This window comes from Acetobacter okinawensis (genome assembly GCF_002153655.1).
In the GTDB taxonomy this organism is placed as follows: domain Bacteria; phylum Pseudomonadota; class Alphaproteobacteria; order Acetobacterales; family Acetobacteraceae; genus Acetobacter; species Acetobacter okinawensis_A.
Genome location: NZ_JOPJ01000016.1, coordinates 17,160 through 43,209, shown reverse-complemented (window position 1 = coordinate 43,209; position 26,050 = coordinate 17,160). Strand labels below are relative to the sequence as shown.

Here is a 26,050-nt window from a genome sequence, read left to right as displayed (position 1 = left end):
AACCTGTGGGTGGATTAAACCGCATGGCAAGGCTGATTTTTGGTGTGTGCCATCGCTTATCCGGCGCAGGCAGGCCCGGTGCAGTGGTGCGGCGGACATGGGGTGGCTCTGCTGGGGTGGGCGTGACCCCAGACCAAGTTATGCATTTTTATTTATATAGCAATGCACAGCACGCATGCGCTTGGGCGCGCATGCAGGGGCGCTCCGCAGTGGTGGAGCACTGGGGTGCCAGAGGGCACATGGAGCCGGGTATGCAGCCTCACCTGTGCAGTTTTGCGCCAAAAGGTGGGGGGGAGCCCAGACCCGCAGGCTACTGACAACGACCGCGCCAGTAAGGGGGGGAGGGTGAGCCTACGCTTGGCCCTAACGCCCCCATGTAGGGAAAAGGGCGGATTTGCGCAAGTTAAGGATGGTGCACCCCCAGCCCATGCGCGGCTTTTAGGACACGCCTGCCCACCAGACGCACCCGACAGGCGCAAGGATGGATGACAATGCGGCGCGTGGTTGCTAAACCCCCCCTCGCTGCAGTCTTCCTCCCCATTCGTGTAACAGTTGAGGCCGGGAACCGTCCTTGTCATGAAAATTGTCGCCTGTAATAGCAACCTGCCACTGGCCCAGGCCGTTGCCGCAGAGCTGAACCTGCCCCTGTGTAACGTAACCGTGCGCCGCTTTGCGGACATGGAAGTGTTTGTTGAAATTCATGAAAACGTGCGTGGCGAGGATGTGTTTGTCATCCAGAGCACCTGCACGCCCACGAATGACAACCTGATGGAACTGCTGATCATGCTGGACGCCCTGCGTCGCGGGTCAGCCAAGCGCATTACTGCGGTTATTCCATATTTTGGCTACGCCCGTCAGGACCGCAAGTCCGGGCCACGGACCCCCATCAGCGCCAAGCTGGTTGCCAACCTGCTGGTGGAAGCCGGAGCCAGCCGTGTGCTGACACTGGACCTGCACGCCATGCAGATTCAGGGCTTCTTTGATATTCCGGTGGACAATCTGTACGCAGCCCCCCTGTTTGTGCGCGACATCCGCGCCCAGTACGGGGACAGGGACCTGATGATTGTCTCCCCCGACGTGGGCGGCGTTGTGCGTGCCCGCCAGCTTGCCCAGCGGCTGAACACCGATCTGGCGATTATTGACAAACGGCGTGAACGCGCTGGCGTGTCCGAGGTCATGAACGTGATCGGGGATGTGAGCGGCCGCCACTGCCTGCTGGTGGATGATATTGTGGATAGCGGCGGCTCTCTGTGCAACGCGGCGCGTGCCATTGCCAATCAGGGTGCGGCCTCGGTTGGCGCGTATGTTACCCACGGTGTGCTGACCGGGCAGGCTGTGCCGCGTATTGCCGAGTCCCCGATTGAAATGCTGACATTAACAGACAGCATTCAGGCCACGGCCCCGGTCATGGCGGCAAGCAATATCCGCCAGATTTCCATCTCCGGTCTGCTGGCGCGCGCCATGCGTGCCGTGGCGGACGAAAGCTCCGTCTCGTCTTTGTTTGACTGAGCACGCCATGACCCAGCTTCTCACCCGCCCATACTGGTATCTGCGGCATGGTCAAACGGACTGGAACAGGGCTGGCCTGTCTCAGGGCCGTACGGATGTGCCCCTGAACGAGACCGGAATTGAACAGGCGGTAGAAGCTGGCAGGCTTATCGAGCAGGCCCTGCGTGGGGCGGGGCAGGGGGCTATCAGCCGTATTGTCTGCTCCCCGCTTGAGCGCGCCCACAGGACCGCCACCATTGTGCGTGACGAGCTGGTGGCCTACGGCCTGCCCATTCTGCCCCTGAGCGTGGACGAGGACCTGGCCGAAGTCTGCTTTGGCGAGCAGGAAGGCCAGCCGATTGCCGCATGGTATGATGACTGGATAGCAGGCCAGTACACCCCACCGGGTGCCGAGCCGTTTGCCGTGCTCAAAAGCCGCGCCACGCGCGCCCTCAACCGGGCCACAGCGGACGAAGGCTTACCCCTTGTGGTTGCACATGGTGCGCTGTTCCGGGCTTTGCGCGCGGTTATGGCGCTGCCTGCCAATGTACGCCTGCCCAACGCCATACCGCTCAGTGCGGTGCATGACGCGCAGGCTGGCTGGAACCTGACCGAACTAGCCTGAGCCGGCTCTTTACACTCATGCCGCTAGAACGGTGTGGCGTGGTTATGGGCCTGCCACACCGTGTGGCGCTCCTTGCCCCCTCATTCCCGATTGGTCGGTGGCTGCGGGAACAGGGATGGATCATGGATCGCGCGGAGCCGCACGCACTGCGGCAGCATTTTGCGGATCATCTTCATGGTCGCCAGATCGGACAGGCCCGTCTGTTCGGAAAACCAGTCCAGTTCTTCTTGTAAAAAGAACCCGCGTACTTCCGCCTCTGTTGCCGGTGGGCTGTGTGGCGCACTCTGCCAGCGGCGGATGGTGCTGATCATGCCCATGGCCTGTGCGCGTTTTTCCAGCTTGCTGGGCCGGTCTGGCCGGGGGATGGGGCCGAGTACCTCGTTCAGTGCGGTCATAAGGCCGGACTTGTCGGAGGTGGCTCCGGTAATAAAATCCCCCACATGGGTAATGGCATTGGTGACTGAGTTAAGGAATGTCATGGTAGCCCCCTGTTTTTGGAAAAGGAGATACCTTTGCAACGGCGCATGAGCCGGTAGGGTTGCCGTACGCCAGATTAAATAAAAAACATCTGGCAGCCCTGTGTGGCGCACTCTGGCAAAGGTGTGCGTGCCCCCCTACATTATGGGCGGTACACGCGCAGCCCCCTGTGTGGGGGCGGGCGCAACAGGTAAGGAAATACCATGTCTGATCTGATCGTTCTGGGCTTTGACCATATTGATGACGCAGCAAAGGTGCTGACGGAATGCCGCGCACTCCAGAAGGAATACCTGCTGGACATGGAAGACGCCGTTGTTGTCACGCGTGATGCCAATGGCAAGGCGCACCTGCACCAGAGCATCAATCTGGAAAAAGCCGGGGCGTCATGGGGGCTGTTCTCTGGCGGGCTCTGGGGCGCGCTTGTGGGGTTCTTGTGCCTTAACCCGCTGGCTGGTTTTGTCATTGGCAGTGCTGTGGGGGCCGGTGCGGGCGCTCTGGCGGGCAAGATGTCCGATTACGGGATAGATGACGGGTTTATTACCAAACTGAGCGACACCATTCCCCCCAACACGTCTGCCCTGTTTGTGCTGGTGCGCAAGTCCCAGCCGGACAAGGTTCTGGCCGACCTGCAACAGTTCAAGGGTCATGCCCGTATTCTGCAGACCTCCCTCTCCCCCGAGGCAGAGGCACGGCTCAAGGCTGCACTGGGTGATACATCTGCCCCTGCCCAGCCGGTCGCGTAAATCTGTTACAGCCAACATAAACGGCATAAGGGGCTGGCGGGCACAGGCACGCCAGCCCCTTTTTTTTGGCGCACGGGTCTGGGTGTTTGGGGCTGCACAGGCCCGGGCGGGCATGGGCTGGTGCGGCGCGTTATTGTGCGCGTGGGGCTGATAGAGTAGGGGCTTGGGGCCTTTTCCTTTTTTATATTCAGGTCATACATTCATGGTACGTCTTGTCATGCTCTCGGTCGGGGCGTTCATATGGCTCGTGACCGAAGTCATGCCGATTGGTCTGCTGACTGATATTGCTCAGGGCCTGCATGTCTCCCCTGCGCAGGTAGGTCTGCTGGTGACTGGCTATGCATGGCTGGTGGCGCTCAGTGCGATTCCCCTGACATTACTGACATCCGGCGTGGACCGGCGGACCCTTGTGGCGGGCCTGCTGCTGCTGGCAGGCAGCGTGGATGTGGCCTGCGCATTTGTGACCAATTACGCAGTTATGGCGGTGTTGCGTATTCTGCTGGCTCTGGGGCATGGCGTGTTCTGGTCCGTTATTGCCGGTGTTGCGGTGCGGCTGGCCCCGGACATACCCGTGGCCCGTGCAACAGGGTGGGCTTTTACCGGTGTTGCCGTGGGCTTTGCCGGGGGTATTCCCCTTGTTTCCGCCATTGGGCACTGGCTGGGCTGGCGTGTGGCTTTTGCCGTGTGCGGGGCGGGGGCGCTGGGCGTGTTTGCTGCCGCACTGGTGCTATTGCCCCCCATGCCCGCGCAGCGCAGGCACATGAACATCCGGCATCTGCTCCGCCAGCCGGTTCTGGTCTATATTGCGGTGCTGACAATGCTGGTCATTACCGCGCATTTTACAGCCTATACTTATATTATTCCGCTTTTGCAGGGTATTGCGCACAGTCCGGGGCAGCTTATTCCCGTTCTGCTGCTGGTGTATGGTGTGGTTGGTATTGGCGGTAACTGGGTGGGGGGGCGTCTGCCCTGCTCGGCTGGCCGCCTGATTGGCGTTGCAACGGCAGCCCTTGTGGCCAGCCATGCAGTTATGGCCGCAGCAGGGTGGCTGCCCGGCCTTGTCTGGGTGGATATGGTGGTGTGGGGGATTGTGAGCGCGCTTTTAAACCTTGCACCACAGAACTACGCCATGGAACTGGCCCCCCATGAGCGCGAGGCCGCCTGCTCCTTTAGCGTAACCGGCTTTAATGCGGGTATTGGGGCAGGGGCGTTGTGTGGGGGTGTTGTTCTGGGGGCGTCGGGTGCTTATGCGGTGCTGGCGTGGAGCGCGGGCCTTGCCATACTGGCGCTGGGCGTGCTGTGGGCTGGACGGTTTGTTGTAAGGCCCGCCCCACAGACCCGGTAGGCCTGGCAGGGGCTACGCCCCCCACCAGCCCGGTGGTTTGTTAAAACCCTTGCGAAATCCCGCACAGAATGGTCCGGCGCAGGCCATATTGTGGTGCGCCAACGCCAATGCCCGAGCCATCACGCAGCATGTAGGTGTGGTCGCCCAGATTCATCACATCCAGCCGGAGCTGCGTATCCCCCGGCCATGCCGAGCCAAAGGTGTTGTGGATGGTCTGCACGGCGGAAAAATTAACCGTGGCGTAAGGCGTTAACGCAAGCCCGTTGGGAATGCCGTTTGCGTCGTCATCCTTGCGCAGGCCGCTGCCATACACCATGGTGGCGGACAGGCGCAGCGGGGCGCGTGTTTTGCGGAAGAACGTGTAAGCGGCCCCGGCAGATGCGGTCCAGCGCTGGTCGTGGTCCAGATGCACCCAGTGGCTGCTTATTTTGCTCAGCTCAGTGGAGTCAAAGTTGAACTGCGCGCTGGTAATTTCCTTACCGATTGCGCGTGACCACGCAAAATTGCCGTAAAGGGAGAGCGGCCCACGGTCATAGGATGTGCTGACCTCATACCCGTTGACCTGCCCGTGGCGGTAGTTAAAGCCGCTCATAATAATGGGGGCGCCAAACTGCCCTTCGTCAATCAGGTTCTTGGCCAGTTTGTAATAGGCATCGAACGAGACATGCCAGCCGGGCAGAATGGTCTGGTCAAAGCCTGCATCAAAATAATGGTCGCGTTCAGCACGTACTTTGCTGCTGTCGGTGCTGTTGGCCTGTCCACTGGTGTTGTTCAGGCTGTAAAGGGAGTTCCCGCTGACAACCTCAAACGGTGGGGGCGTAAAGTAGCGCGAATAGCCAGCATGCAGCGTGCCGCCACGCCACGGCTTCCAGACCACGTTGACACGGGGGCTGACCTGATGCTCGGATGTATATTCGCTCACACCATCAAAGCGCAGCCCGTAGTTTATGGTCAGGTTGCGCAGGGGTTGCCATTCGTCCTGTGCATACAGGCCGTAAACCATGCCGGTTTTGCCGCTGCCATCATACTTTGTGGCCGTTTGTGAATCGTATATGGGGTTGTCCTCACTATCCGTTCCAATCTGGTTGGAAAAAACAGTGGATGTTGTTTTGGAAACATTGCGTTCCACAAAAAGCTGAAAACCAAAACGTACGGTGTGCTGCGGTGCCGCACGCCATGTGACGTCATGCTGCGTGCCGGTGGAAAAAACGGAGCGTGCCGCCTGCTGCGCATTGCCAAGGTAGAGCAGATCACCCGCAAGGTCGGGGGAATAGCGCAGGGAGCTGTAACGGGTAAAAACGGAATCCTGTAGGCTGAACGCCCCAATTTCCTTTTGCAGGGCAAGGACGGCAAAATCCGTGATCTGCTTTTGGTGTTCGTTCAGGCTGGCACTGTTGGCGGTGGTGCCTGCGGGGGGATTGTAGTTGCTGTTCCAGTCCTGCCCCGGATTATTGGGCAGTTGGTATTCCGCGTTGGAAATACCCGCAATCAGGCTGATACGCGTGTCCTCGTCCACGGTGTAACGGGCGTGGCCTAAAAAGTGGTACTGGTTGCTCAGGTCATGCGGGGCATTGAATGAGCCTGTGGTGTTTTCTATCCCCACCCGGTCATGCACAAAGTCTGCCGTGGCAAAGAAGTCCCACTTCCCTTTGTGAAAACCATATTGCAGGGAAGGGAAAAAGTAATCCCGCGCCCCACCGTAAAAGGACAGATTGCCGCCCGGATTGGTGGTGCCGTTCTTGGTGGTAATATCCACCACCGCCGCTTGCAGGAACCCGAACTGGCTGGGCAGCGCCCCTGTGGTCAGGGACATGTTGTCTGCAAAGCGGGTCATCAGTGCCTGCCCGAACACGTTCAGCCCTTCTGGCAATTGCACGCCATCAAGGCGGAACTGCACCTCGTTATGGTCCCCACGGACATGGATCTGCCCGTAACTGTCCTGCGCCACACCGGGGGCTTGCAAAAGAACCTGATTAAGCGGGGCATTATCCCCACCGGGAATGTTCTCCAGCGCCTGACGGCTGAAGCGGTACACACTGGCCCCCGTGGTGGGCGAAAGCTCGGAGCGGGCGCGGTCCAGATGCGCGGTGACAATAACCTGCTCCGCATCATGCTCGGTGTTGCGGGGGATAAGCTGCACGCTCTCACTCCCCTTGCGTACGGGGCTTTTTGTGCTGGCCTTGGTGCTGGTGCTGGTGCTGGTGCTGGTGCTGGTGCTGGTGCTGGTGCTGGTGCTGGTGCTGGTGCTGGTAGCCGTAACCTGCTGCGCGGTGCTGGTGTTTGTCTGTGCTGCTGCCGTATGGCCCGTTACCAGCAGGCTGCTCAAAAAAGAGGAGCAAAGGAGAAGGCCGGATGGTCGGTAGGTCATGGGGGAGGTGCTGCCTGAGTTGGAATGAGCCGAGGCCGCATAGCTATTAGTTATAATATAACATAACAATCGAATTCTGGATGCGTAGCCCATGAGGCAAAAGCGCTGTGGCATTTGTGCAACGCATGGCACGTCTGCCCCAGATGGGGGCGTGCTGCGGTATTCCCTTATACAAAAACACCTCCCCCACGCGGCGGGCATGGGGGAGGTGTTTGTGAAAATGCTTTGTAAAACAGGACTATTTTGTTGTGTAACCCCCGTTGACCAGTATGGTCTGCCCCGTCATCCACCAGCCGTCAGACACCATAAAACGCACATGGGGGACAATGTCCTCCACCTCGGTCAGGCCTGTGTGGCTGAAGGGGGAAAGTGCAGCAGCGCTCTTATGGTAGGCCACGGCTTGGGGCTCCTCCTGCCCATAAAAGAACGGCGTATCCATAGGGCCGGGACCAATGGCGTTGACCGAAATACCCCGCCCCCCCAACTCCTTGGAGGCCGCACGGGTAAAGTGCTCCACAGCCGCCTTGGCACCGGCATAGGTGCTATAGAACGGGGTGTAGGCCCCGAGCAGGGAGGTCACAATGCTGAGCAGCTTGCCATTGTTGTTCAGGTGCTTGCCTGCCTCGCGGATAAACTGGAACGCCACTTTGGTGTTGATGGCGAACATGGCATCGTATTCATCATCTGTAGTGTCGGCTATGGGTTTTTTAAGCACCTTGCCAACGGTGTTGATGGCGATGTCCAGCCCCCCGGTGGCCTGCAGGGTTTTGTCAAACACTGTGGCCACGGCTCCGGGTTGCGTCAGATCGGCCTGAAAAGCAAAGGCCTGCGCACCTGCCTGCTGCACGGCCTGCACGGTGGCGCGTGCAGCCGCTTCGCTCTCGGCGCTGTGGTAGTGGATGACAAGTGTTCTGGCACCATGCTGCGCCAGATCGCGTGCGATCAGCCCGCCAAGGTTTTTGGCTCCCCCCGCGATCAGAACAGTTTTGCCGGTAATGCTGTGCTTGGTCATGTGTGTGGCCTTGCTGGTGCAAACAGGCCTGTGCCCGTTTTTCTGTCTGCCACAGTAAGGGGCAGAAAAATGCAAATAAAGCGCTCAGATATGATAAGACCTGTCAGCTTTTACGAACAATCCAGCCGAACACAGGAGCAGGCCAAACCGATGGAGCGCAGGGAATGGACCGCATAGAGCAGTGCCGTATATTTGCGCGGGTGGTGGAGACGGGCAGCTTTACCCGTGCGGCAGAAACGCTGGGCCAGCCGCGTTCCACCGTGTCCACCGCCGTGCAGGCGCTGGAGGCACGGGTGGGGGCAAGGCTTCTGGTCCGCACCACCCGCTCGGTCACCCCCACACCGGATGGGCATGCGTTTTATGAGCACTGTGTTCGGCTGGTGGCGGATATGGACGAGGCGGAAGACCTGTTTCGCCGCGAGCGTGGTCATGTGCAGGGTGTGCTGCGCGTCAGCCTGCCCGCGCGCATTGGGCGGTTGATTGTCGCCCCCGCATTGCCGGACTTTGTGGCGGCCCACCCGGGTATCCGGCTGGAACTCGGGGTTACGGACAGGCCGGTCAATCTGGTAGAGGAGGGGCTGGACTGTGTGCTGCGTGTGGGCAGCCTGCATGATTCGGGGCTGGTTGCGCGGCGTATGGGGTGGATGACGCTGCTCAACGTGGCCAGCCCCGCCTACCTTGCCCGCCACGGCACCCCGCATACTCCGGCCGATCTTGTGCGGGACGGGCATGTGGCGGTGCGTTACATGTCCCCCGCCAACGGGCGGGTGGAGGCATGGGAGTGGGAGGAGGCAGGCCAGCTCCATGTGCTGGACCTGCCCGGCCCGGTGACGGTCAACAGCTCGGAAACACAGATTGCCTGCTGTCTGGCCGGTCTGGGGCTTATTCAGGTCCCCGCGTATGATGTGCGCGGTCTTGTGCAGAGCGGGCAGTTGTGCCCGGTGCTGCCGCAATGGTGTGCGCCCGCCATGCCGGTGGCACTTCTGTACCCGCACAGGCGGCACCTCTCCTCCCGCCTTCAGGCGTTTGCACACTGGCTTGGGGGGCTTATGGCCGAGCATCTGGCGCAGGAGTAACCTGCCCACAGCGCGGGTGTGCGGTTTAGGGCAGGCGGGGGATAATGGCCGGGTCGGTCGAGTTGGGGTTGGGGTTGAGTTCCACCTTGTCTGCCTGTGGGGAGTAGGTGGCGCTGGAGGACTGGTTAGGCCCCTTGGGCTGACGGAAGGCGGAAACAGGGCCAAACAGCAGGCTGCCGGTGTTCCGGTTCATTGTGCTCTCAGGCTGGCGGGAGCAGCCGCGGGTAATAATGGAGCAGATCCCGTCCGTGCCGATCAGCTCATCATTATTGCCAATGTAGTGCACATCTGCCACCCGGTCGTGGTCAAGGCGGATAACGGCCGAGCAGGTTGTGCCAGCACCCCCGCCAAGCTGGGAGATGGCGGTCATGACATCCCCGATGGGAATAAGCGTGGACCCGGCATAGGTCGGCTGTGGCTGCGTGCCGGTGTAGATGAAAATCTGTGTGGTGTCGTTGACCTGCTTGCTTGCAGCAGGCAGCCCGGCACAGGCCTGAAGGTCGTAAGATGTCATGCCGATCATGGTGATCTGGGCCTTGTGGGCTGCGCGCGAGTCAAAATACCCGCATCCGCTCAAGCCTATGCACAGTGAAGATGCGGCAAGTAAATTTAAAAACCTGAAGCTCATATAACGGACGATCCCAACAGACAGAACTGGCGCATGCCCCCGCACGGCGCACGCCTGCCACGACTTTACTGTGTTCTGCCCGCACGATGCAAGGCGGAAGCTAAAGTGTAAAATAGGTGTGGGGCAGTAAAATATCATATTACGGTCATTATAGATAAGGTCTTGTCCGGCGCGGGGTCTGTGCCTTTGCAGCAAACGGTGCTTTAGGCTCAGTCTTGCCTTCCGTGTTATATGCTTTCATCATAAGGTATGTGGCGGTATGGGGTGCTCTGTTTTTTTGGTGGATATAACAGGTGCCTCAAGCGTGTTTGTCTGTTGTAAACATTACTTTCAGTATTGGGTGCGCCCCGAGCTCCGTGTCCGGGTTTTGCAAGGGAGAACTGCCGGTTATGTCGTTTGTGTTCCGCCATAGGGTGCGCGTGTTTTCTCCTCTTCTGCTCGTGTTGTCCGGGCTTGGCGGGTGTGCGTATGTTACCCCCGAGCAGCCCCGTGCTCCGGCTCTGCCCGTGCTGGCAAAGCCCCCCCCGTTTACCGCAGCGGATGCGGAGTTTGTGCAGACCCTCAACACCATGGACCTGGCACAGATTGCTCTGGCCAAAAGTGCGACAACTCAGGCCGGGCGGAGCGATATTGCACTGCTTGGCGCAACCATAGCCAAGGACCTTGGCGCCGTGCAGGCCCGTCTGGCCAAGGTTGCCACAGCCCATACCCTGAGCCTGACAGACAAGCCCGCCCCTGCGGAGCAAAAGCGGATTGCATGGGTGCAGAGCGCGCACGGCGCTGTGTTTGACAGGCGCTACATCCGGTATTTTGCCAGTGCGTATGCGCGGATAAAACCGGCCCTTGCGCGGCAGGTTGCGACCGGCACAGACCCCACGGTGGTGGCCATTGCGCGTGACGTGCAGACCAGACTGGCCGATTATCAGGCTGCAATGCGTTAGGCGTGGCGCAGTCTGCCGTGCATGGCGCGCCGGTACGCGGCTGGCTTTTCATGCCGAGGCAGGTTGATAAGAGCTTGCACAAAAACACGAAGCCCCGCAAAGGGCATGCATCATGCTGACAATCGAATTCATTCTGCTGCTCCTGTTGCTAACCGCTGTGAGCAGCCTGCTGACCCTGCGGTTCCACCAGAAGGTGCCCCAGCCCGTTATTCTTATTGCGCTGGGCGTGGGGGCGGGGCTTGCGGGCATGCATGTACGCCTGCACCCCGAACTGTTCATGTTCGTTTTTCTGCCGCCCCTTCTGTTCGCAGATGCATTTCGCATGCCTTTGCGCGAATTTGGGGAGCTGCGCGGGCCAATCCTGTTCATGGCCTTTGGGCTGGTGGTGCTCAGCACCCTGCTGTGCGGCTATGCCATTCACTGGATTTTGCCGGTTTTAAGCCTGCCGGTCTGCTTTACGCTGGCGGCGGCTCTGTCCCCCACAGATACGGTGGCGGTCTCCAGCCTTATCAAGGGCAGGCGTGTGCCTTCGCGGCTGTTGCAGCTCCTCTCGGGCGAGGCTCTGTTTAACGATGCATCCGGCCTTGTCTGCTTCCGTTTTGCCATGGCGGATGCGCTTACGGGCGAGTTCTCCTACCAGCAGGCGTTTGGCACGTTTTTGCTGGTAGCCTGCGGGGGGCTGGCTATTGGCTGCGCCGTGGCATGGGTGGCCGCCAAGCTGAACAAGATGCTCACCCGCTCAGGGTATGACGAGACACAGTCCCAGATCATACTGGTCCTGCTGCTGCCGTTCCTGATGTATGCACTGGCCGAATCCGCTGGCTGCTCGGGTATTCTGGCGGCGGTGGCAGGCTGCATGGTGGTCAAGCTCTCAGGCATTATCGAGGATGCCTCCACCAGCACACGTCTGCAATCGACCACGGTGTGGACCATGGTCAGCTATGTGTTCAATGCGCTTATCTTCCTGTTTCTGGGGCTGCAACTGCCCAATCTGCTGCAAAGTGCGCACTCTCTGGTGCTGGCCCAGCATGTGGGTATGTGGCGGCTTGGCCTGCTGGTGGTGGAAATTTACGGCATTATGCTGGTCATGCGCTTTGCGGGAATCTGGCTGTCTATCGCCTGCCGCTGGATTTCTGCGCGGATCAACCATATGCCGTTTGAGGCTACGGGCTTTGCTGCCAGCCTCCTGCTGACATTTGCTGGCGTGCGCGGTGCGGTTACGCTGGCGGCGGTGCTGTCGCTACCCACGGGGGAGGATGGCACCATGTCCTTCCCTGCGCGGGAGGCTGTGGTGGTCATTGCTGCGGGGGTTATTGTGCTCTCCCTGCTGGCGGCAAGTGTGATTATTCCGCTGTGCCTGAAGTTTATTCCAGCCGAGTTGGTGGATAAAAGTGCGCAGGAAGAGAACATGGCCCGCCAGAAGCTGCTGCGCGCAGCCCTTGACCTGCTGCACAAGGCACAGGCGGTGCCCGCTATAGACAACCCGCCCGAAACCGAGGAGGACAGGGCAGCACTCGAGGTCGCCCGTCTGGAGGTAATCGACCGCCTGACCAAGCTCTACCAGAGCCGTCTGGAGCAGGAGGACGCAACACCGCGCATTACGCAGGCCGACCGGCGCAACGCCATAAGGCATGCCCGTATGGAGCTGGCGCTGCGCCTGCAAATCCTGCGTGCCGAGCGCCAGACCATGCGCGAACTGGTCGCCCAGCAGGAGATTAATGACCAGACGGAGTGGAAACTCCAGCAAGAACTTGATTACGAGGAAGAAGTCATTCAGGCGCTGGCCCACCGCCTCCCGCGTGAAGCATAGGCGCATACTGCACCAACTCCGTACGCGGGCAGGCCAGCAAGCAGGTTGCCCGCGCTACGGGATGGATTGGTCAAGCAGTACCTCCACACCCGGTACAATGCGCTGGATTAAATCCCCCGGCGGCTGTGGGGTGTTGGTCACCACGTGAATACTGGCCGAGGCTGCAATATCCTTTTTGGCAGCGAGTAGAGCCGTACGTGCGTTCTCGCGCCAGTTGAGGGTATGCCCGCTCCCCAGTGCGGCCAGCCCCGCACGGGCCAGTTCCGCCAGTTGGGCAGAGGCAGGCAGGGCCGGGGTCAGGGCCGCGTTATGGGCGGCAGCGCGTGTGAATGCACTGTCATTATTAACCCATAGGTTCAGCCTGTGTTCCAGGTCATGGCGGAGCTCGGTATGGCCGCTGATAAAGGCTTTGGCTTCGGCATTAAAACTTTCGGCATCAAAGCTGTCGGGGCTGGCTATGTCTGCTGGTGTGTCCAGCGCCTGCTCGGTGGCGGTCTGCTTGTGCCTGATCTGCAAAAACTCGTGGTTATGCGCGTAATTGCGTACGGGGGAGACGGCACCAAGCAGCACCTCGGCGGCTTCTGTTTCGCCCGGTGCCATGCGTTCGAGCATCCGGGTGGTGTTGGTGCGCGCCTGCAGGCCCAGCAGGTTCAGCCGGTCCTCCATAATGGCCAGTCGGGGGTACAGGGTTGTGGCATCGCACACAGCCGCAGGTGACCAGAACCGCTCGGCCACCGCCGCTGCACGTGGCCACAGGCGGGCATCCAGCATGTCGGGGGAGACAACCTCGGTCCACAGGGCGGTTTCTGCCCCGAGCAGATGGGCCTTTTGCGCGTCTGACAGGGGCGGGGTGGGGGCGTCCTCCGCCTTGTTTGCGCTTGGGAGCGTGGTGGGGGTTGGGGCATCGGGCGGGTTGGGGCCTGTGGTCTGCGCCGCTGCCTGTTCCTCCGCCGCGTCCTTGCGCATGTCCAGCGGGTCGGTGGTGTAATAAGCACTCGCGGGGAGCAGGCGGTCCAGATAATAGGGGCCGGAAATAACAGTGGCATGGCCTGCCGCCGTGGCCTGTGCGGTGTGGGCGGGGCCGCGCCAGCTTTCTATAATGGTGTCGGAGGGGATGTCTGCGTCCTGCACCTCGTCCCAGCCCATTACGGTTTTGCCGCGCAGGCGCAGGGCGTGGGCGACCTGCCGGGTGTAGTCTGCCTGCAAGGCCGCGACCGAGGCTATGTTGTGCTGCTTCATATACGCCGCAATATGGGGGGATTGCGCCCATTGCCGCGCCACCACCTCGTCCCCGCCAATATGGAAGACCGGGTCGGGGAACAGGGTCGCCATTTCGGCATACACAGCGTTTACAAAGCTTAGGGTGGCGGGGTTTGTGGGGTCTAGGGCTGCGCGGTTGATTTCTGCCCGGTCAGTGGTGTTGAGCGGGAGGTTGGCGGCATAGCGCGGGTAGGCCAGCAGCATGGCGTAGCTGTGGCCGGGCGTGTCAAACTCGGGCACCACACGTATGCCCCGGTCCGTTGCCGCGCGCACCAGCTGGCGGATCTGCTCCTGTGTGTAATACGCATTGTGGCCACCAATGGTGTGCAGGCGGGGGAAGGCTTTGCTCTCTACCCTAAAGGCCGCACCATCGCTGAGGTGGAGGTGCAATACGTTCAGCTTGACCATTTCCATGGCGTCAAGCTGGCGCAGTACATCGGGCAGCGGCATAAAGTGCCTGCTGGTGTCCAGCATAAGTCCGCGCCATGCAAAGCGTGGTGTGTCCTCAATATGTGCCTGTGCCAGCACGGGGCCGTCCAGTTCCTGCCTTACAAGCTGGGTCAGGCTGGTCAGGCCGTGCATCACGCCTGCGGGGCCCTGTGCGTTCAGGGTTATGCCGGTCGGGGCGACGTCCAGCACATAGGATTCGCGCATGGCGGGGCCGGGGAAGGCGGCATCTTTTTCCATGTGGATGCGCAGTTCCAGCCCGCCCTGTGTGGCGGGGGCGTCTGTTACAGGGATCGTGCGGTCGGCAAGAACACCAAGGCGCGTACTCAGGCGTTCCACCGCGCGTAGCAGCAGTGGGGTTGGCGGGCTGCTCCAGCGCAGGGTCAGGCTCTGGGGCATGGCAAAGGCAGCACCTGTTGTTTGCAGCACGGCCGGGGCAGGCATAACCAGCGGTGCGCGCACCTGATCGCGCACAAAGGCGGGGGACTGCTCGGCTGTGTGCAGGAGGTCTGGCGCAGTCTGGGCAACAGCCGCACCGGGTATGGCGCAGGTCAGGGCAAGGCTGCACAGGAGCAGGGTTCTGGCGGGCAGACATTTTGCGAACATAGGGGTCATGATAGCGCGTTTTGCAGGCTTTGGGGGGAGAGTGTCTGGCGCAGCCTGTTCACCCATGCGGCATCCACCTCCCAACCAGCCAGATGGGCTGCATGCAGGGCTGCCCCACCCAGTGGGGGTAGGGCGGGGGCAACAGCCGGTTGCCCCAGTATGGTGGCAACATGCCCCCGTATGAGCGGGCTGTGCAGAACACTGCCGCCGTAGCTCCACGGCATGTCCGGGGCAGCCTGCCCGGTGGCCAGAGCCTTGCAGGCCGTGCGTGCCAGTGCGGCAAGGTGCGTACCCGCAGCGTGCAGCAGGGCTGCGGCGTGGGGGTCCTGCGCATGGGCTAGCGCAAGAACCGTGGGGGCGACATTGCCCACGGCGGAGCGGGGGTGGGGGCGGGTGCGCAGCCATTCGCGCAGGGCATCCGGGGCATGGCTGCCTTGGGTGGGCAGGTCCAGCGCATGCAGCACGGCGCGGGCAAAGGGCGCGCAGGCAACGCCGGGGTCGTCCAGAAAGCTGGCGGCATGGTTCAGGGCGCGGCAGCCTATCCAGTACCCTCCCCCTTCATCGCCAAACAGCCAGCCCCAGCCCCCCGCGCGGGCGGAGCGTCCGTCCTGCGTGCTGGCCTGTGCGACCGAGCCTGTGCCTGCGAGCACAAACACACCCGCGCTCCCGGCAAAGGCTGCACGGTGGGCGGTCTGCACGTCGTTTTCCAGTGCGAGCGCGCAGTCTGGCCCAAGGGCTGCGCGGGCGACCTCCTTTTGCGCCAGCGAGGAGGGGCGTGCACCGTCATACCCCGCCATGCCCAGCACTGCGGCACGCAGCCCGGTATGGGGGACTGTGCAGAGCAGGGTCCGCAGGTTGTCGGCCCATTCGGGCCGGTCATAGGGGTTGCAGCCGGGGCCGCTGGCATGGGCCAGCACGTGTGCATCACGCGCAATCAGGGCAATGCGGGTGTGTGTGCCTCCGCCATCAAGGGCAAGAATGCTCTGCGTGTGGGGCATTAGACTGTGGTGTGGTCGTGCTGGTTCTGCACCGCGGGACCAACGCCGCGTGCGGCCTGCACGGCCAGCAGTTCCAGCGCCCTGCGCAAATGTCCGTCACACAGGCGCAGCAGCATGCGGCCCTGTGCGGGTTCCAGCCCGTGGCGGAGCAATATGGCCAGCTTGATGGACCCATCCGCCTTGAGCAGTGCCGCCTGTGCCTGCGCGTCAGAGCAGTCGGTCAGTTTTGTAATCATGCGCAATGCGCGGTGCACCAGCTTGGTGTTGACAATGCGCATGTCCACCATATGCCCCCGCCACGTGTGGCCCAGTCGGATCATGAGTGTGGTGGAGAGCAGGTTGAGGCTGATTTTCTGCGCTGTTCCCGCCTTCATGCGGGTGGAGCCAGCGACAACCTCGGGCCCGGTTTCGGTCAGGATGCCAATGTCCGTCTCGGCCAGCAGGCGTGCATTGGGGGTGCAGGACAGGCCAATGGTCAGGCTGCCGCAAAAGCGCGCGCTGGCAAGGGCAGCGCAGGTGTATGGGGTGTTCCCGCTTGCGGCAATGCCGATGACCACATCATCTGGCGTGGGTGTGTAGCGGGTTATGGCGCGCTGGGCTTCCTCCTCATCATCCTCCGCACCTTCCACGGGGCTGAACAGGGCGGCCTCCCCCCCTGCCAGCAGCAGGACCAGCCGCTCGGATGGCCAGCCATAGGTGGGAATAAGCTCCACCCCGTCCTGCATGCCAATCCGCCCCGATGTACCTGCCCCGACGTAAAACAGCCGCCCGCCTCGCTCCAGCCGGGGGGTGGCCTGTGCCACGGCGTCCTCCATGTCTGCCAGTGCGGTTTTGACTGCGGCTGTCGCGGCAAGCTGGCTCTCCAGCAGGCTTTCCAGCACCGTGCTGGTGGGCCATGTGTCCAGCCCGTCGTAGCGGGGGTCCTGCATTTCCGTGCGGGGGGGCTGGTGGGGGCTGTGCTGTGCGGTCATGGGTGGGGCCTCCGGTTACGGTGATGCAGGGCGTTGTGGCTAAAGTGCATGATATGGAACAGCCCCGCCAGCCCGAACAGTGCGACAATGCCCAGTACAATCAGCCATGCAAAGGCCAGTGGCTGGCCATTGGGGCGCCAGGCCAGCATGGCCCATACCAGCAGGGGCACGCTGAGCGCAAAGGCAGGGGCCAGTGTGCGGGCGGTCGCGCGGGGGATGGCCATACCCGCAACAAACGTACCCAGCATGGGGCCATACCCGCATGCGGCAATGGACAGGCCAAGCATGATGGCGGACTGGCTGGCATGGGCAAAAAGCCCCGCACCGGCGACCAGCGCACAGGCCCAGCCCACGCTGACCAGCCGGGCAAACCCGAGTGCCGAGCAGCCAAGTGCGCGGGTGGCGCGCGCGCACAACGGGGCAAAGTCGCCCACGCTGGCCGCTGTCATGGCCGACAGTGTGGCCGAGAGCGAACCCATGGTCGCGGCCAGAATACCCGCCAGCATAAGCCCGCGCAGCCCCGGTGGCAGGTCGTGCACAATATAGGCGGGGAAAAGTGCATCCGGGCTGGCAAAACCTGCCTGCGCCAGTGTCTGCCCGCCATTGCGCGCCCAGAGCAGCACGCCGCTCAGGCTGAGCAGGGCAAACAGCGCACCAACCCCCAAAACGCTCCCCATCAGCGCCAGTCGCGCATCCCGCAGGCTGCGTGCGGCCAGTATGCGCTGGACCATAAGCTGGTCGGTGCCGTGGGATGCAACACACAGCAAGGCCCCCCCACCCAGAGCGGCAAGGGGGGTAAAAGGGCTGTTCAGCACAGGGGCATTGTGGGCGAACAGGTGCAGCCGCCCGGCCTGTTGCAAAGCATGCCACGTGCCGGAGGGTGCGCCATGCCACAGCAATGCCGCACAGGCCGAGGCACCGAACAGATACAGCCCAAACTGCATGCTGTCCGACCAGACCACCGCGCGCAGGCCACCGCAGACGGTATAGAACAGGGTTAGCAGCATGATCGCGCCCAGTAGTATGGGCTGGGGTACGTGCCAGTGCATGGCGGCAAGCATGGTGGCAAGGGGGAGCATGCCTGCAAACAGGCGCACGGCCTCGGCCAGCAGGCGCGTGAGCAGGAAGGTGGCGGAGGCCAGCCGCTGCATGGATGTGCCAAACCGCTGGCCAAGCCAGTCATACGCGCTGAGCATGCGCCCCTGCTGGTACAGCGGCACAAACCACCACGCCACAATGCCCCGCCCCAGCAGATAGCCCAGTGCAAGCCCGATAAAAACCATGCCCGACCCATAGGCTATGCCCGGAACGCTGATAACGGTCAGGGTGGAGGTTTCGGTCGCTACGAGCGAGAGGGAAAGCGCCCACCACGGCAGGTCCGCATGCCCTTCCAGATAGGTCTGGGGGGAGGACTGGCGGCCTGCCAACATAAGGGCTGCAACCGGCATACCCGCCAGATAGGCCAGCATGACCAGCAGGTCGGTAAGGCTCATGGCGCGGTCCTGTTCATGCCGGGTGTGGGGCGTGGCTGGGGGGCAGCACATGGGCGCAGGGTGGGAGCAGGCTCCCCCCGCGTGGGCCTGTACGGGCTGGCCGGGGCAAGGGCAGAAGTGTAGGAACAGCGCGGCTACGCATCAAGCCTGTATCTGCGTGTGCGCGCACGTGCAGGCGTGTTCTGCCACAGGCCATGTGTGTGCCGCGTTGATGGATACCGCGGGGTGAGGGAGCGGCTCGCCCGAGTGTGAAAACAGGGTGCTTGGCGTTGTGCCGGAGTGGGCGCTAACCTGCCAGACAAGACCACAGCCACCCCGCTCCCCCATGGCGTGAGTGCGGGTAAGGAGAGTGTTATGAGCCTGAGTTGCAGTTCTGCCGGGTGTGGCCCCCGAGCCCCCCTGACCGCCGAGCAGGAGCAGATTCTGCTTGGCCATGGCACGGAATACCCCGGCTCCAGCCCGCTTAATGCGGAAAAACGGCCCGGTGAATACCATTGTGCCGCCTGTGGTGCGGTGCTGTTCAACGCCTCGACCAAATATGAGAGCGGGAGCGGCTGGCCCTCTTTCTGGGCGGCTGAACCCGGTGGCGTTGCCACCCGGCGTGATACAAGCCACGGCATGGTCCGGCAGGAAGCCCATTGCGCACAGTGCGAGGGCCATCTGGGCCATGTGTTTGACGATGGACCACCCCCCACAGGGCTGCGCTACTGCATGAACGGGCTTGCCCTCGACTTTAGACCCGAGGAGCCGGGCCCGACCTGATTGCCACGCCGGTAGAATAAGGCTGGCGCGCGGCTTACGGCCCGAGCAGTGCGCTCAGGCTCAGGCTCAGGCTCAGGCTCAGGCTCAGGCTCAGGCTGGCTGTGCGGTAGGCTGCTTGCCCCCCACGGCGTTGAGGAAGAAGGACCATGCCTCGCTAAAAAAGGCCTCCCTTTCCACCTCACATTGCAAGGGGGCCTGACCGAACAGGCTGTCCTCCATGGGCCAGCCGGTGACCATGCCCGTCAGCAGGCGGGCGGTGGTGTCCGTGGCGTAGCCGGGGTTGATCTGCCCCTTCTGCTCCGCCGCTTTGAGCAGGCGGACAAAATTGTTGTGGAATGGCTGGCCAATGGCGGCAACGGCCTGCTTTTGCAAGGAAGGGTGGCGGTGCCCGTCGGCTATGAGAATGCGGTAGGTGCCCAGCGCATCGGGCCGCAGGGTCAGGTCCAGCATCAGGCGGCTGATGTGGCGCAGCTCCTCCAGCGGGTTGGTCAGGGGGGTCTGCTCCATGGCCCGCAGTACAGAGCCGGTCAGGTTGGTGACAACGGCAATGAACAGCGCCTCCTTGGACGGGTAGCGCCGGTACAGCGTCTGCTTGCTGGCGCAGGCCTTGCGGGCGATCTGGTCTATGGAGGTGCCAGCATATCCATGCTGCACAAACAGCCCTGCCGCTATTTCCAACAGATACTGGTCAAGGTCCTCGGTCACGTCTGTTGTCGGGCGGCCACAGCGCCGCTTGCGCCCCTGTAAACACGGGTTCGCCATGTCCAGCGGACGGGTGGCAAGGGTAAGGGCCTTGCTCAGGTAACCTTTTGGCGAACGGGGGGCAGGGGGTTCAGACAACGATGTTTCGCTTTGTGTGAGCAGGAAAGGGACGGGATATAAACGTATGCACAGGGCAATATGGCCGTTTTATATCTGTGTCCTGCTTTTATTTCGAGGTTTTTCCGCGCGGCGCAAGAATGCAGCGCAAGAATGTGTTGCAAGAAAAAGGGGGTGTTGTGGCGGGTTTTTTCCGTCACACACACAACACGCATCCCATATGGCGCGCGACCTTGTCAGGAATTACTCCAGTGGAACAGCAGATGTTTGAGGGCAGAACGGACAATACGGTGCAGCAGGCACCCCCCGGCACCCGCCCCGCCCCGCCTGACGGGCCAGTGCCCGCCAGTGCGGAGCAGATTGCCACTCTGGCCCAAGCCGCCCAGAAGCTGGAGCGCATTGCCCGGCGCTTTTACCAGCTTGCTCTGGCCGTGGTGGCAGCCCTGTGTGTGGGACTGTTCATTTACGCTGGTGGCGCCGTGGTTATGGTGGTGTTTGCCGCAGCTCTTGTGGCGGTGGTGCTCCATGGCGCGGCCCGGTTGATCTGCCGTGTGCTGCCGGTGCGCCAGTGGGTGGCGGTGGTGCTGTTCCTTGCGGGTTTTGTGGGTAGCGTGTCGCTGGTGGTGCATGTCTCCGGCCCCGAGCTGGTCACTCAGCTCTCCCACCTTTATGCAGCCCTGACCCATGAGCGCGACGCCCTGCACGCGACACTGGACAAAAACCCGGTTGGCCATTCCGTGCTCAACCATATCCCCCGTTTTTTTGGTGGCAACCAGACATCCGGCCCATTGGGGGCGGAAGGGGCAGGGGGCGGCATGGACTTTGCAGGGTCCATGACCAATGTGCTGACCTCCACCTTTGGTTCGGCTGGCACGCTGGTGGTGATTATTATTGCGGGCGTGTATTTTGCGCTCTCCCCCCATCTGTACGCCAATGGCCTGCTGCGGCTGGTGCCCACACGCTACCGTGGTTCCGCGCGGGAGCTGATCCGCACCACGGCGCATGTCCTGTCCGCCTGGGTTGCGGGGCAGATGCTGGATATGACCGTGGTGGGGGTGCTGACATGGGTTGGCCTGTCCCTGCTGGGTATGCCGCTGGCTTTTCCACTGGGGCTGGTTGCGGGTATGGCCAATTTTATCCCCTATCTGGGCACGTTTATCGGGGCGGTGCCTGCGTTGCTTATTGCCCTGTCCATCAGCCCGCGTGAGGCGCTTATGGTGGCGGGGCTTTATGCTTTTATTCAGGCGTTTGAGGGGTATGTCATGTCCCCCTTCATTCAGAAAAGGGCGGTTAGCATGCCGCCTGCCCTGACTATTTTGTCCCAGACCATTTTTGGTGCTTTTCTGGGCATGTGGGGGTTTGCCTTTGCCTCGCCCATCACGGCTGTGCTGCTCGCGGTGATCGACCACCTGAGCACCCCCCTGCCCGAGGACGAGCAGGTCTGAGAGCGCATGAATTATCGGTAAAAAGGCTCAAAATTGGTCAAAACAGACGTGAATGGCGTTTTTGGGGGTGGTTTTCCCTTCAGTGTCCATGCACATTCCTTTCAATAAGAATATCCGCTTGAAGGAAGCACGGGATGTCCAGCCCAGCCGATGATTTTCAGCAATACCGGCACCTCAGTCCGTTTGAACTCAAGGACCAGTTGATCCGTCTGGCATCGGGGCGCGCGCAGCGGGCCATGCTGGATGCGGGGCGGGGCAACCCCAACTTTCTGGCGACATTGCCCCGGCAGGGCTTTTTTCAGCTTGGCATGTTTGCCGCAGCCGATTCCGCACTGACATTCTCCTACATGGCCGAAGGTGTCGGGGGTCTGCCCCGGCGTGAGGGGATAGAGGCACGGTTTGAGGCTTTTCTGGTCGCCAACAAGGATGTTCCCGGTGTGGCCTTCCTGCGCCGCGCCCTGTCCTACGTGCGGGACCAGATGGGGTTGCAGGCCGATGCGTTTCTGCTTGAGCTGACATCGGGCATTCTGGGTTGTGACTATCCAACGCCCCCGCGCATGCTGCGCTATGCCGAAAAAGTGGTGCGCCATTACCTGCTGCACGAGATGGCAGGCGGCACCATGCCCGAAAGCACAACAGACCTGTTTGCGCTTGAAGGGGGGACGGCGGCCATCAGCTATATTTTTGCCTCCCTGCGCGAGAACGGGCTGATCCGGCCGGGGGACAAGGCGGCCATTGGCATGCCGGTCTTTACCCCTTACGTGGAAATTCCCGAGCTGCGGGACTACCAGCTTCAGGAGGTGGCCATTAACGCCGACCCCGAGGCAGGCTGGCAGTACCCGCCCGAGGAGCTGGACAAGCTGCTGGACCCCGCAGTCAAGATTTTTCTGGTGGTCAACCCCAGCAACCCGCCCTCTGTGCGGATGAGTGACGCCGGTCTGGCCCATATTGCCGAAATTGTTAAAAAACGCCCCGACCTGATTATTGTGACCGATGATGTGTACGGCACCTTTGCCGATGACTTCCGCTCCATTTACGCCATCTGCCCGCACAATACGGTGCTGGTCTATTCCTTCTCCAAGTATTTTGGCTCTACGGGCTGGCGGCTCGGGGTTGTGGCCACGCACCAGAACAACGTGCTGGACCGCGCACTGGCCGCCCTGCCCGAGCCTGAAAAGCAGGAGCTGGACAAACGCTACGCCTCCCTCACCCCCGATGTGCGGGGTCTCAAGTTCATTGACCGGCTGGTAGCCGACAGCCGCACCGTGGCGCTAAACCACACGGCGGGCCTGTCCACCCCCCAGCAGGTGCAGATGGTGCTGTTCGCCCTGTTTGCCCTTATGGATGGGCGCGATGCGTATAAAACCGCACTCAAGCGCCTTTTGCACCGGCGCGAACTGGCCCTGTACCGTGATCTGGGCGTAAAAGCCCCGGAGGACGAGGGCAGCACCCACTATTATACCCTGATCGATCTGGCTAATGTGGTGACCCAGCTTTATGGCCGCCGCTTTGCCCGCTGGCTGATGACCAAGGTGGACTACCAGACCATTCTGTTCCGCATTGCGGAGGAAACAGGGGTGGTGCTGCTGCCGGGGGATGGGTTTGCCGTCAAGCGGCCATCGGCCCGCGCCTCGCTCGCCAATCTGAACGAATATCAGTACGCCGCCATTGGTACGGCCCTGCGGCGCATGGCCGAGGAATATTACGCACGCTACTGCGCGGAAAAAGGGATCAAGGCGGAAGCCCCGCTCTCCGTCCCACACTAGGCCGGGGTGGGAGCACCTGCAGGGGTGTTCCCGGCCCTCCCCACCGGCGGTTTACGGGGGAGGGCTGGCGGGTTTGGGTGCCTAGACTTCGCTCCTGAGCGGGCGGCTGAGCAGGCTGTGCGTGGCCTGCGCAAGAGTGATGCGCCCTTCCATAAAGGCTGCAATACAGTCGGTAATCGGTGTTTCCACACCATGTGTGCGGGCAAGGGCCTGTAGGGCGGCAGCGGTTGTAACCCCCTCGGCCACACCGGGCAGGCTGCCTAGTGCGGTGTGTGTGCTCATGCCCTGCCCCAGTGCAAGCCCCATCTGGTAATTGCGCGAGGAGGCACCCGTGCAGGTCAGCAGCAGGTCGCCTAACCCTGCAAGGCCCGCCAGTGTTGCAGGCTGGCCGCCAAGGGCTGTGGCCAGCCTTGTTATCTCGGCCAGTCCGCGGGTAATCAGGGCTGCCCGCGCGTTTTCGCCCAAGCCTGCGCCAATGGTCACGCCGGAGGCAACGGCAATTACATTTTTAGCGGCCGCCCCAAGCTGCACGCCTGCACAATCCGTGCTGGCGTAAAGGCGGAACAGGGGGGTGGAGAGCAGGTGGCTCAGTGCCTGCACGCGGGCAGTGTCCGGCGCTGCCAGCACCGCTGCGGCAGGCAGACCTGCTGCAATCTCACGCGCAAAGTTGGGGCCGCACAGCACGGCGCCGGGTACGTCCCTGCGCTCACGTGCCAGAATATCGAGCGGAAAAGCGAGTGTCTGGCGTTCAATACCCTTGCAGCACAGGATGGCGGGCACGCCTGCGGGCAGCATGGGCAGGACCGAGGCCAGATGCTGCGTGGGCACGGCCACCAGCACACAGGCGGGCACTACGCGCGGCAGGGTAGCGCAGACCTGCACACCTGCGGGGAGCGGGTATTCCGGCAGGCGGGGCATGGCCCCGTTGGGCAGGGTCTGGGCGGTGCGTGCCCACAGGTACACCTGTGCGCCGGTGCGGCTGGCATGCAGGGCCAGTGCGGTGCCCCAGGCACCCCCGCCCAATACAAAAACAGGATCGGTCATACCCGCATCGGTGCCAGAAGCGTCATTACTGCGCAAGCGGGGGGAGGGGCTGGTGTGGGGCGTGTTTGTGGTTCAGGCAGAAGCGGCAAGTGCTACGCCGTGCTGGCGGGCGGCATGGGCTGCCAGTTCGGCCTGCTGCATGTGGCGCAGTTTGGCCTCACGCAGAAGGCACACAACGCCTTTTACGCAGTTGCCGCACTGGGCCTTGCAGCCGCGTGCCGCATAAATCTCACGCGGGTGGTTTGCACCACCGGCCACGGCGGCCTCAACGTCCTTATGGGTCAGCAGGTTGCAGGAGCAGACAACCATGAGCTTTGCACCTCAATATTGCGAGTCTCATCCTACTCAACCATAAATGAGAATTAGTCGCAATACTTTCTGTGCAAAGGCGCATGTGCTGCTCCCAAAAAGTGATCGGGGGCAGCCTGCCTGCCGCAAGGCCTAGCTCTTGTGGGGGAGAGGGAAGGCCCGGTCATAAGCCATGTTGAACACGAAGGCGTAGACCAGATAGAACAGGGCCAGAGAGAGCGAGAGCGGCAGTGTCCCCACCATGGACGTATGGGTGTACAGCGCAATTCCGGGGACAAGGACAAGCTGGAGCCCCGCCTCGAACACGATGGTGTGCACGACCCGCACCCGCATGCTCTTGTGTGTGGTGCGGTAGAGGCGGACCATCAGCCGGTCAAAGGCAAGGTTGTACAGGTAATTCCACACCATGGCGGTTATGGCGCTGCCAATGCCAATAACGCCCATGGCGGATTCGTGCAGGCCAAACAGGGCGCTGCCAGCGGGAATTGTGGTGGCCAGCGCAAACAGTTCAAACAGCACAACATGGCGCAGCCGGTCCATGCGCGAGCGCGTGGGAACACTGCCTTGCACGGCAGAAGCAGCGGAAGGGGCCGCAGGCCCGGTAGCCCCCAGAGCCGGGGTATGCGTAGGTACGTAAGTTGACATGGCGGCAATCTATCTGGCCTTCTGGGAAAGGAAAGATAGAACCTATCAGAAAAACAGATGGATGAACGTTTCACTCGAACAGCTTGAGGCCTTTGTGGCCACGGTGGATGCGGGGTCTTTTTCCGCAGCAGCCCGCGCTCTGGGACGGGCGCAGTCGGCCATAAGCACGCATGTTGCCAATCTGGAGGTGGATCTGGGGGTGGTCCTGTTCGTGCGCACAGGGCGCACCCCGGTGCTGAGCGCTGAAGGGGAGCGCCTGCTGCGTGAGGCCCGCGTGGTGCTGGACCGGCGCGAACACCTGATAGGCGTTGCCCGCTCGCTGGAAAGCGGGGTGGAGAACAGGCTGGTTGTTGCCATAGACGAACTTTACCCCGAGCACGCGCTTGGCCCGGTATTTGCCGAGTTTGCGCAGGTCTTCCCCCATGTGGAAATGGAAATCCTGTTCCCGCTCATGGAGGATGTGGGTCAGCTTGTGCGTGATGGCGCGGCCCAGCTTGGGCTGATGTGGCAGCAGCACCGTATTCCGCCCGAGCTTGCGTTCCGCACCATCGGGCGGGTGCCGCTCAAGCTGGTGTGCGGGCGCAACCACCCGCTGGCGCAGGGTGGCCCCGTTGCGCGTGAGGACCTTAAGCGCCATCGCCAGATTCTGGTGGCCGCGCGTGAGCGTGAGCGCGAGCGGCATTACCTGCGGGTTGCGGGGGAGGTCTGGTGGGTGGAAAGTCACTGGGTCATACTTGAGCTGGTGCGCCACGGCATAGGCTGGGCCTTTGTTTCGGACCATGTTCTGGCGGCGTCCCCCGCCGCGCCGGATATTGTTGTGCTGGAGCAACAATTTGATGCGGGGGACCGGCTGGCCCCCCTTGCGGTGGTCTGGCACGCCAAGGGTTCGCACGGGGTTGCAGCACGCTGGCTTTTGCAACGTTTCTTCAAAAAAGAAGGCAGTTTTTAAAGCGGGAAGTGCGGTTTCTTGCC

23 protein-coding genes are annotated in these 26,050 nt (G+C 62.0%); 11 read left to right on the top strand and 12 right to left on the bottom strand.

Annotation, left to right across the window (positions count from 1 at the left end):
* The first annotated feature begins 576 nt into the window (after nt 1-576).
* Both HK26_RS08420 and HK26_RS08415 read left to right on the top strand, forming a co-directional pair.
* Nucleotides 577-1,509 carry a ribose-phosphate pyrophosphokinase gene (locus HK26_RS08420; protein WP_025828429.1) on the top strand — a complete coding sequence of 311 codons (933 nt, stop codon included), beginning with the start codon at nt 577-579 and terminating at the stop codon, nt 1,507-1,509.
* Between the two features lie 7 nt (nt 1,510-1,516).
* Nucleotides 1,517-2,113 (top strand): histidine phosphatase family protein, encoded by a 597-nt coding sequence (locus HK26_RS08415; protein WP_086639369.1) that lies wholly within the window; start codon nt 1,517-1,519, stop codon nt 2,111-2,113.
* 80 nt (nt 2,114-2,193) lie between these two features.
* Here the strand turns inward: HK26_RS08415 and HK26_RS08410 are convergent, their stop codons facing one another.
* A complete protein-coding gene (locus tag HK26_RS08410) occupies nt 2,194-2,592 on the bottom strand; it encodes a hypothetical protein (RefSeq protein ID WP_086639368.1) in 399 nt (132 codons plus the stop codon).
* A gap of 201 nt (nt 2,593-2,793) precedes the next feature.
* On the opposite strand from HK26_RS08410, the gene HK26_RS08405 reads away from it, so the two are divergent.
* Nucleotides 2,794-3,333, top strand: a complete 540-nt coding sequence (locus HK26_RS08405) for a DUF1269 domain-containing protein (RefSeq protein WP_086639367.1) — start codon at nt 2,794-2,796, stop codon at nt 3,331-3,333.
* A 202-nt stretch (nt 3,334-3,535) separates the two neighbouring features.
* Nucleotides 3,536-4,678, top strand: a complete 1,143-nt coding sequence (locus HK26_RS08395) for an MFS transporter (protein ID WP_086639365.1) — start codon at nt 3,536-3,538, stop codon at nt 4,676-4,678.
* Between the two features lie 40 nt (nt 4,679-4,718).
* Here the strand turns inward: HK26_RS08395 and HK26_RS08390 are convergent, their stop codons facing one another.
* Together HK26_RS08390 and HK26_RS08380 are read right to left on the bottom strand one after the other, a co-directional pair.
* Nucleotides 4,719-7,046 (bottom strand): TonB-dependent receptor, encoded by a 2,328-nt coding sequence (locus tag HK26_RS08390; RefSeq protein ID WP_180539448.1) that lies wholly within the window; start codon nt 7,044-7,046, stop codon nt 4,719-4,721.
* A gap of 238 nt (nt 7,047-7,284) precedes the next feature.
* Nucleotides 7,285-8,058 (bottom strand): SDR family oxidoreductase, encoded by a 774-nt coding sequence (locus HK26_RS08380; RefSeq protein ID WP_086639364.1) that lies wholly within the window; start codon nt 8,056-8,058, stop codon nt 7,285-7,287.
* Nucleotides 8,059-8,222: 164 nt separating this feature from the next.
* On the opposite strand from HK26_RS08380, the gene HK26_RS08375 reads away from it, so the two are divergent.
* Nucleotides 8,223-9,134, top strand: coding sequence for a LysR family transcriptional regulator (locus HK26_RS08375; protein WP_086639363.1), 912 nt, complete (start codon nt 8,223-8,225; stop codon nt 9,132-9,134).
* Nucleotides 9,135-9,159: 25 nt separating this feature from the next.
* On the opposite strand, the gene HK26_RS08370 is transcribed toward HK26_RS08375, so the two are convergent.
* Nucleotides 9,160-9,657 carry a hypothetical protein gene (locus HK26_RS08370; RefSeq protein WP_086639362.1) on the bottom strand — a complete coding sequence of 166 codons (498 nt, stop codon included), beginning with the start codon at nt 9,655-9,657 and terminating at the stop codon, nt 9,160-9,162.
* Between the two features lie 494 nt (nt 9,658-10,151).
* Between HK26_RS08370 and HK26_RS08365 the strand changes: the two genes are divergently transcribed.
* A complete protein-coding gene (locus HK26_RS08365) occupies nt 10,152-10,703 on the top strand; it encodes a DUF4142 domain-containing protein (RefSeq protein ID WP_086639361.1) in 552 nt (183 codons plus the stop codon).
* 112 nt (nt 10,704-10,815) lie between these two features.
* A complete protein-coding gene (locus HK26_RS08360; RefSeq protein WP_086639360.1) occupies nt 10,816-12,513 on the top strand; it encodes a Na+/H+ antiporter in 1,698 nt (565 codons plus the stop codon).
* A 54-nt stretch (nt 12,514-12,567) separates the two neighbouring features.
* Here HK26_RS08360 and HK26_RS08355 read toward each other — a convergent pair whose 3' ends face one another.
* Genes HK26_RS08355 through HK26_RS08340 form a run of 4 tightly spaced genes read right to left on the bottom strand, consistent with a single transcriptional unit; the run spans nt 12,568 to nt 18,288 of the window.
* Entirely contained in the window at nt 12,568-14,835 is a 2,268-nt protein-coding gene (locus HK26_RS08355) for a beta-N-acetylhexosaminidase (RefSeq protein ID WP_257640929.1), read from the bottom strand.
* Complete coding sequence (locus HK26_RS08350) at nt 14,832-15,824, bottom strand: N-acetylglucosamine kinase (RefSeq protein WP_086639359.1); 993 nt, start codon at nt 15,822-15,824, stop codon at nt 14,832-14,834. The genes HK26_RS08355 and HK26_RS08350 overlap by 4 nt, the downstream gene beginning before the upstream one ends.
* Nucleotides 15,824-16,795, bottom strand: a complete 972-nt coding sequence (locus tag HK26_RS08345; RefSeq protein ID WP_086639358.1) for an N-acetylmuramic acid 6-phosphate etherase — start codon at nt 16,793-16,795, stop codon at nt 15,824-15,826. The genes HK26_RS08350 and HK26_RS08345 overlap by 1 nt, the downstream gene beginning before the upstream one ends.
* On the bottom strand, nt 16,792-18,288 hold the full coding sequence (locus tag HK26_RS08340; protein ID WP_086639388.1) for a sodium:solute symporter: 1,497 nt from the start codon (nt 18,286-18,288) through the stop codon (nt 16,792-16,794). Before HK26_RS08340 ends, HK26_RS08345 begins: the two co-directional genes overlap by 4 nt.
* A gap of 354 nt (nt 18,289-18,642) precedes the next feature.
* Here HK26_RS08340 and msrB point away from each other — a divergent pair, with 354 nt between their 5' ends.
* Nucleotides 18,643-19,050, top strand: coding sequence for a peptide-methionine (R)-S-oxide reductase MsrB (msrB, locus tag HK26_RS08335; RefSeq protein ID WP_086639387.1), 408 nt, complete (start codon nt 18,643-18,645; stop codon nt 19,048-19,050).
* Nucleotides 19,051-19,140: 90 nt separating this feature from the next.
* Here msrB and HK26_RS08330 read toward each other — a convergent pair whose 3' ends face one another.
* Nucleotides 19,141-19,890, bottom strand: a complete 750-nt coding sequence (locus HK26_RS08330) for a TetR/AcrR family transcriptional regulator (RefSeq protein ID WP_086639357.1) — start codon at nt 19,888-19,890, stop codon at nt 19,141-19,143.
* A gap of 242 nt (nt 19,891-20,132) precedes the next feature.
* On the opposite strand from HK26_RS08330, the gene HK26_RS08325 reads away from it, so the two are divergent.
* Entirely contained in the window at nt 20,133-21,314 is a 1,182-nt protein-coding gene (locus HK26_RS08325; RefSeq protein ID WP_086639386.1) for an AI-2E family transporter, read from the top strand.
* Between the two features lie 134 nt (nt 21,315-21,448).
* Nucleotides 21,449-23,080 (top strand): bifunctional aspartate transaminase/aspartate 4-decarboxylase, encoded by a 1,632-nt coding sequence (locus tag HK26_RS08320; protein ID WP_086639356.1) that lies wholly within the window; start codon nt 21,449-21,451, stop codon nt 23,078-23,080.
* Between the two features lie 81 nt (nt 23,081-23,161).
* Here the strand turns inward: HK26_RS08320 and HK26_RS08315 are convergent, their stop codons facing one another.
* From HK26_RS08315 to HK26_RS08305, 3 genes are all read right to left on the bottom strand, one after another.
* Nucleotides 23,162-24,124, bottom strand: a complete 963-nt coding sequence (locus HK26_RS08315) for an NAD(P)H-dependent glycerol-3-phosphate dehydrogenase (RefSeq protein WP_086639385.1) — start codon at nt 24,122-24,124, stop codon at nt 23,162-23,164.
* A 72-nt stretch (nt 24,125-24,196) separates the two neighbouring features.
* A complete protein-coding gene (locus HK26_RS08310; protein WP_025827717.1) occupies nt 24,197-24,433 on the bottom strand; it encodes a (2Fe-2S)-binding protein in 237 nt (78 codons plus the stop codon).
* Nucleotides 24,434-24,565: 132 nt separating this feature from the next.
* On the bottom strand, nt 24,566-25,078 hold the full coding sequence (locus tag HK26_RS08305; protein WP_086639355.1) for a PACE efflux transporter: 513 nt from the start codon (nt 25,076-25,078) through the stop codon (nt 24,566-24,568).
* A gap of 61 nt (nt 25,079-25,139) precedes the next feature.
* Between HK26_RS08305 and HK26_RS08300 the strand changes: the two genes are divergently transcribed.
* Nucleotides 25,140-26,027: a LysR family transcriptional regulator gene (locus HK26_RS08300; protein WP_086639354.1), complete on the top strand. Its 888-nt coding sequence runs from the start codon at nt 25,140-25,142 to the stop codon at nt 26,025-26,027.
* The last annotated feature ends 23 nt before the right edge of the window (nt 26,028-26,050 follow it).

Excerpts from the sequence above, each read along its gene's own strand:
- HK26_RS08420 (WP_025828429.1), top strand. The coding sequence starts at position 577 with ATGAAAATTGTCGCCTGTAATAGCAACCTGCCACTGGCCCAGGCCGTT.
- HK26_RS08415 (WP_086639369.1), top strand. The coding sequence starts at position 1,517 with ATGACCCAGCTTCTCACCCGCCCATACTGGTATCTGCGGCATGGTCAA.
- HK26_RS08410 (WP_086639368.1), bottom strand. The coding sequence starts at position 2,592 with ATGACATTCCTTAACTCAGTCACCAATGCCATTACCCATGTGGGGGAT.
- HK26_RS08405 (WP_086639367.1), top strand. The coding sequence starts at position 2,794 with ATGTCTGATCTGATCGTTCTGGGCTTTGACCATATTGATGACGCAGCA.
- HK26_RS08395 (WP_086639365.1), top strand. The coding sequence starts at position 3,536 with ATGGTACGTCTTGTCATGCTCTCGGTCGGGGCGTTCATATGGCTCGTG.
- HK26_RS08390 (WP_180539448.1), bottom strand. The coding sequence starts at position 7,046 with ATGACCTACCGACCATCCGGCCTTCTCCTTTGCTCCTCTTTTTTGAGC.
- HK26_RS08380 (WP_086639364.1), bottom strand. The coding sequence starts at position 8,058 with ATGACCAAGCACAGCATTACCGGCAAAACTGTTCTGATCGCGGGGGGA.
- HK26_RS08375 (WP_086639363.1), top strand. The coding sequence starts at position 8,223 with ATGGACCGCATAGAGCAGTGCCGTATATTTGCGCGGGTGGTGGAGACG.
- HK26_RS08370 (WP_086639362.1), bottom strand. The coding sequence starts at position 9,657 with ATGATCGGCATGACATCTTACGACCTTCAGGCCTGTGCCGGGCTGCCT.
- HK26_RS08365 (WP_086639361.1), top strand. The coding sequence starts at position 10,152 with ATGTCGTTTGTGTTCCGCCATAGGGTGCGCGTGTTTTCTCCTCTTCTG.
- HK26_RS08360 (WP_086639360.1), top strand. The coding sequence starts at position 10,816 with ATGCTGACAATCGAATTCATTCTGCTGCTCCTGTTGCTAACCGCTGTG.
- HK26_RS08355 (WP_257640929.1), bottom strand. The coding sequence starts at position 14,835 with ATGACCCCTATGTTCGCAAAATGTCTGCCCGCCAGAACCCTGCTCCTG.
- HK26_RS08350 (WP_086639359.1), bottom strand. The coding sequence starts at position 15,824 with ATGCCCCACACGCAGAGCATTCTTGCCCTTGATGGCGGAGGCACACAC.
- HK26_RS08345 (WP_086639358.1), bottom strand. The coding sequence starts at position 16,795 with ATGACCGCACAGCACAGCCCCCACCAGCCCCCCCGCACGGAAATGCAG.
- HK26_RS08340 (WP_086639388.1), bottom strand. The coding sequence starts at position 18,288 with ATGAGCCTTACCGACCTGCTGGTCATGCTGGCCTATCTGGCGGGTATG.
- msrB (WP_086639387.1), top strand. The coding sequence starts at position 18,643 with ATGAGCCTGAGTTGCAGTTCTGCCGGGTGTGGCCCCCGAGCCCCCCTG.
- HK26_RS08325 (WP_086639386.1), top strand. The coding sequence starts at position 20,133 with ATGTTTGAGGGCAGAACGGACAATACGGTGCAGCAGGCACCCCCCGGC.
- HK26_RS08320 (WP_086639356.1), top strand. The coding sequence starts at position 21,449 with ATGTCCAGCCCAGCCGATGATTTTCAGCAATACCGGCACCTCAGTCCG.
- HK26_RS08315 (WP_086639385.1), bottom strand. The coding sequence starts at position 24,124 with ATGACCGATCCTGTTTTTGTATTGGGCGGGGGTGCCTGGGGCACCGCA.
- HK26_RS08310 (WP_025827717.1), bottom strand. The coding sequence starts at position 24,433 with ATGGTTGTCTGCTCCTGCAACCTGCTGACCCATAAGGACGTTGAGGCC.
- HK26_RS08305 (WP_086639355.1), bottom strand. The coding sequence starts at position 25,078 with ATGTCAACTTACGTACCTACGCATACCCCGGCTCTGGGGGCTACCGGG.
- HK26_RS08300 (WP_086639354.1), top strand. The coding sequence starts at position 25,140 with ATGAACGTTTCACTCGAACAGCTTGAGGCCTTTGTGGCCACGGTGGAT.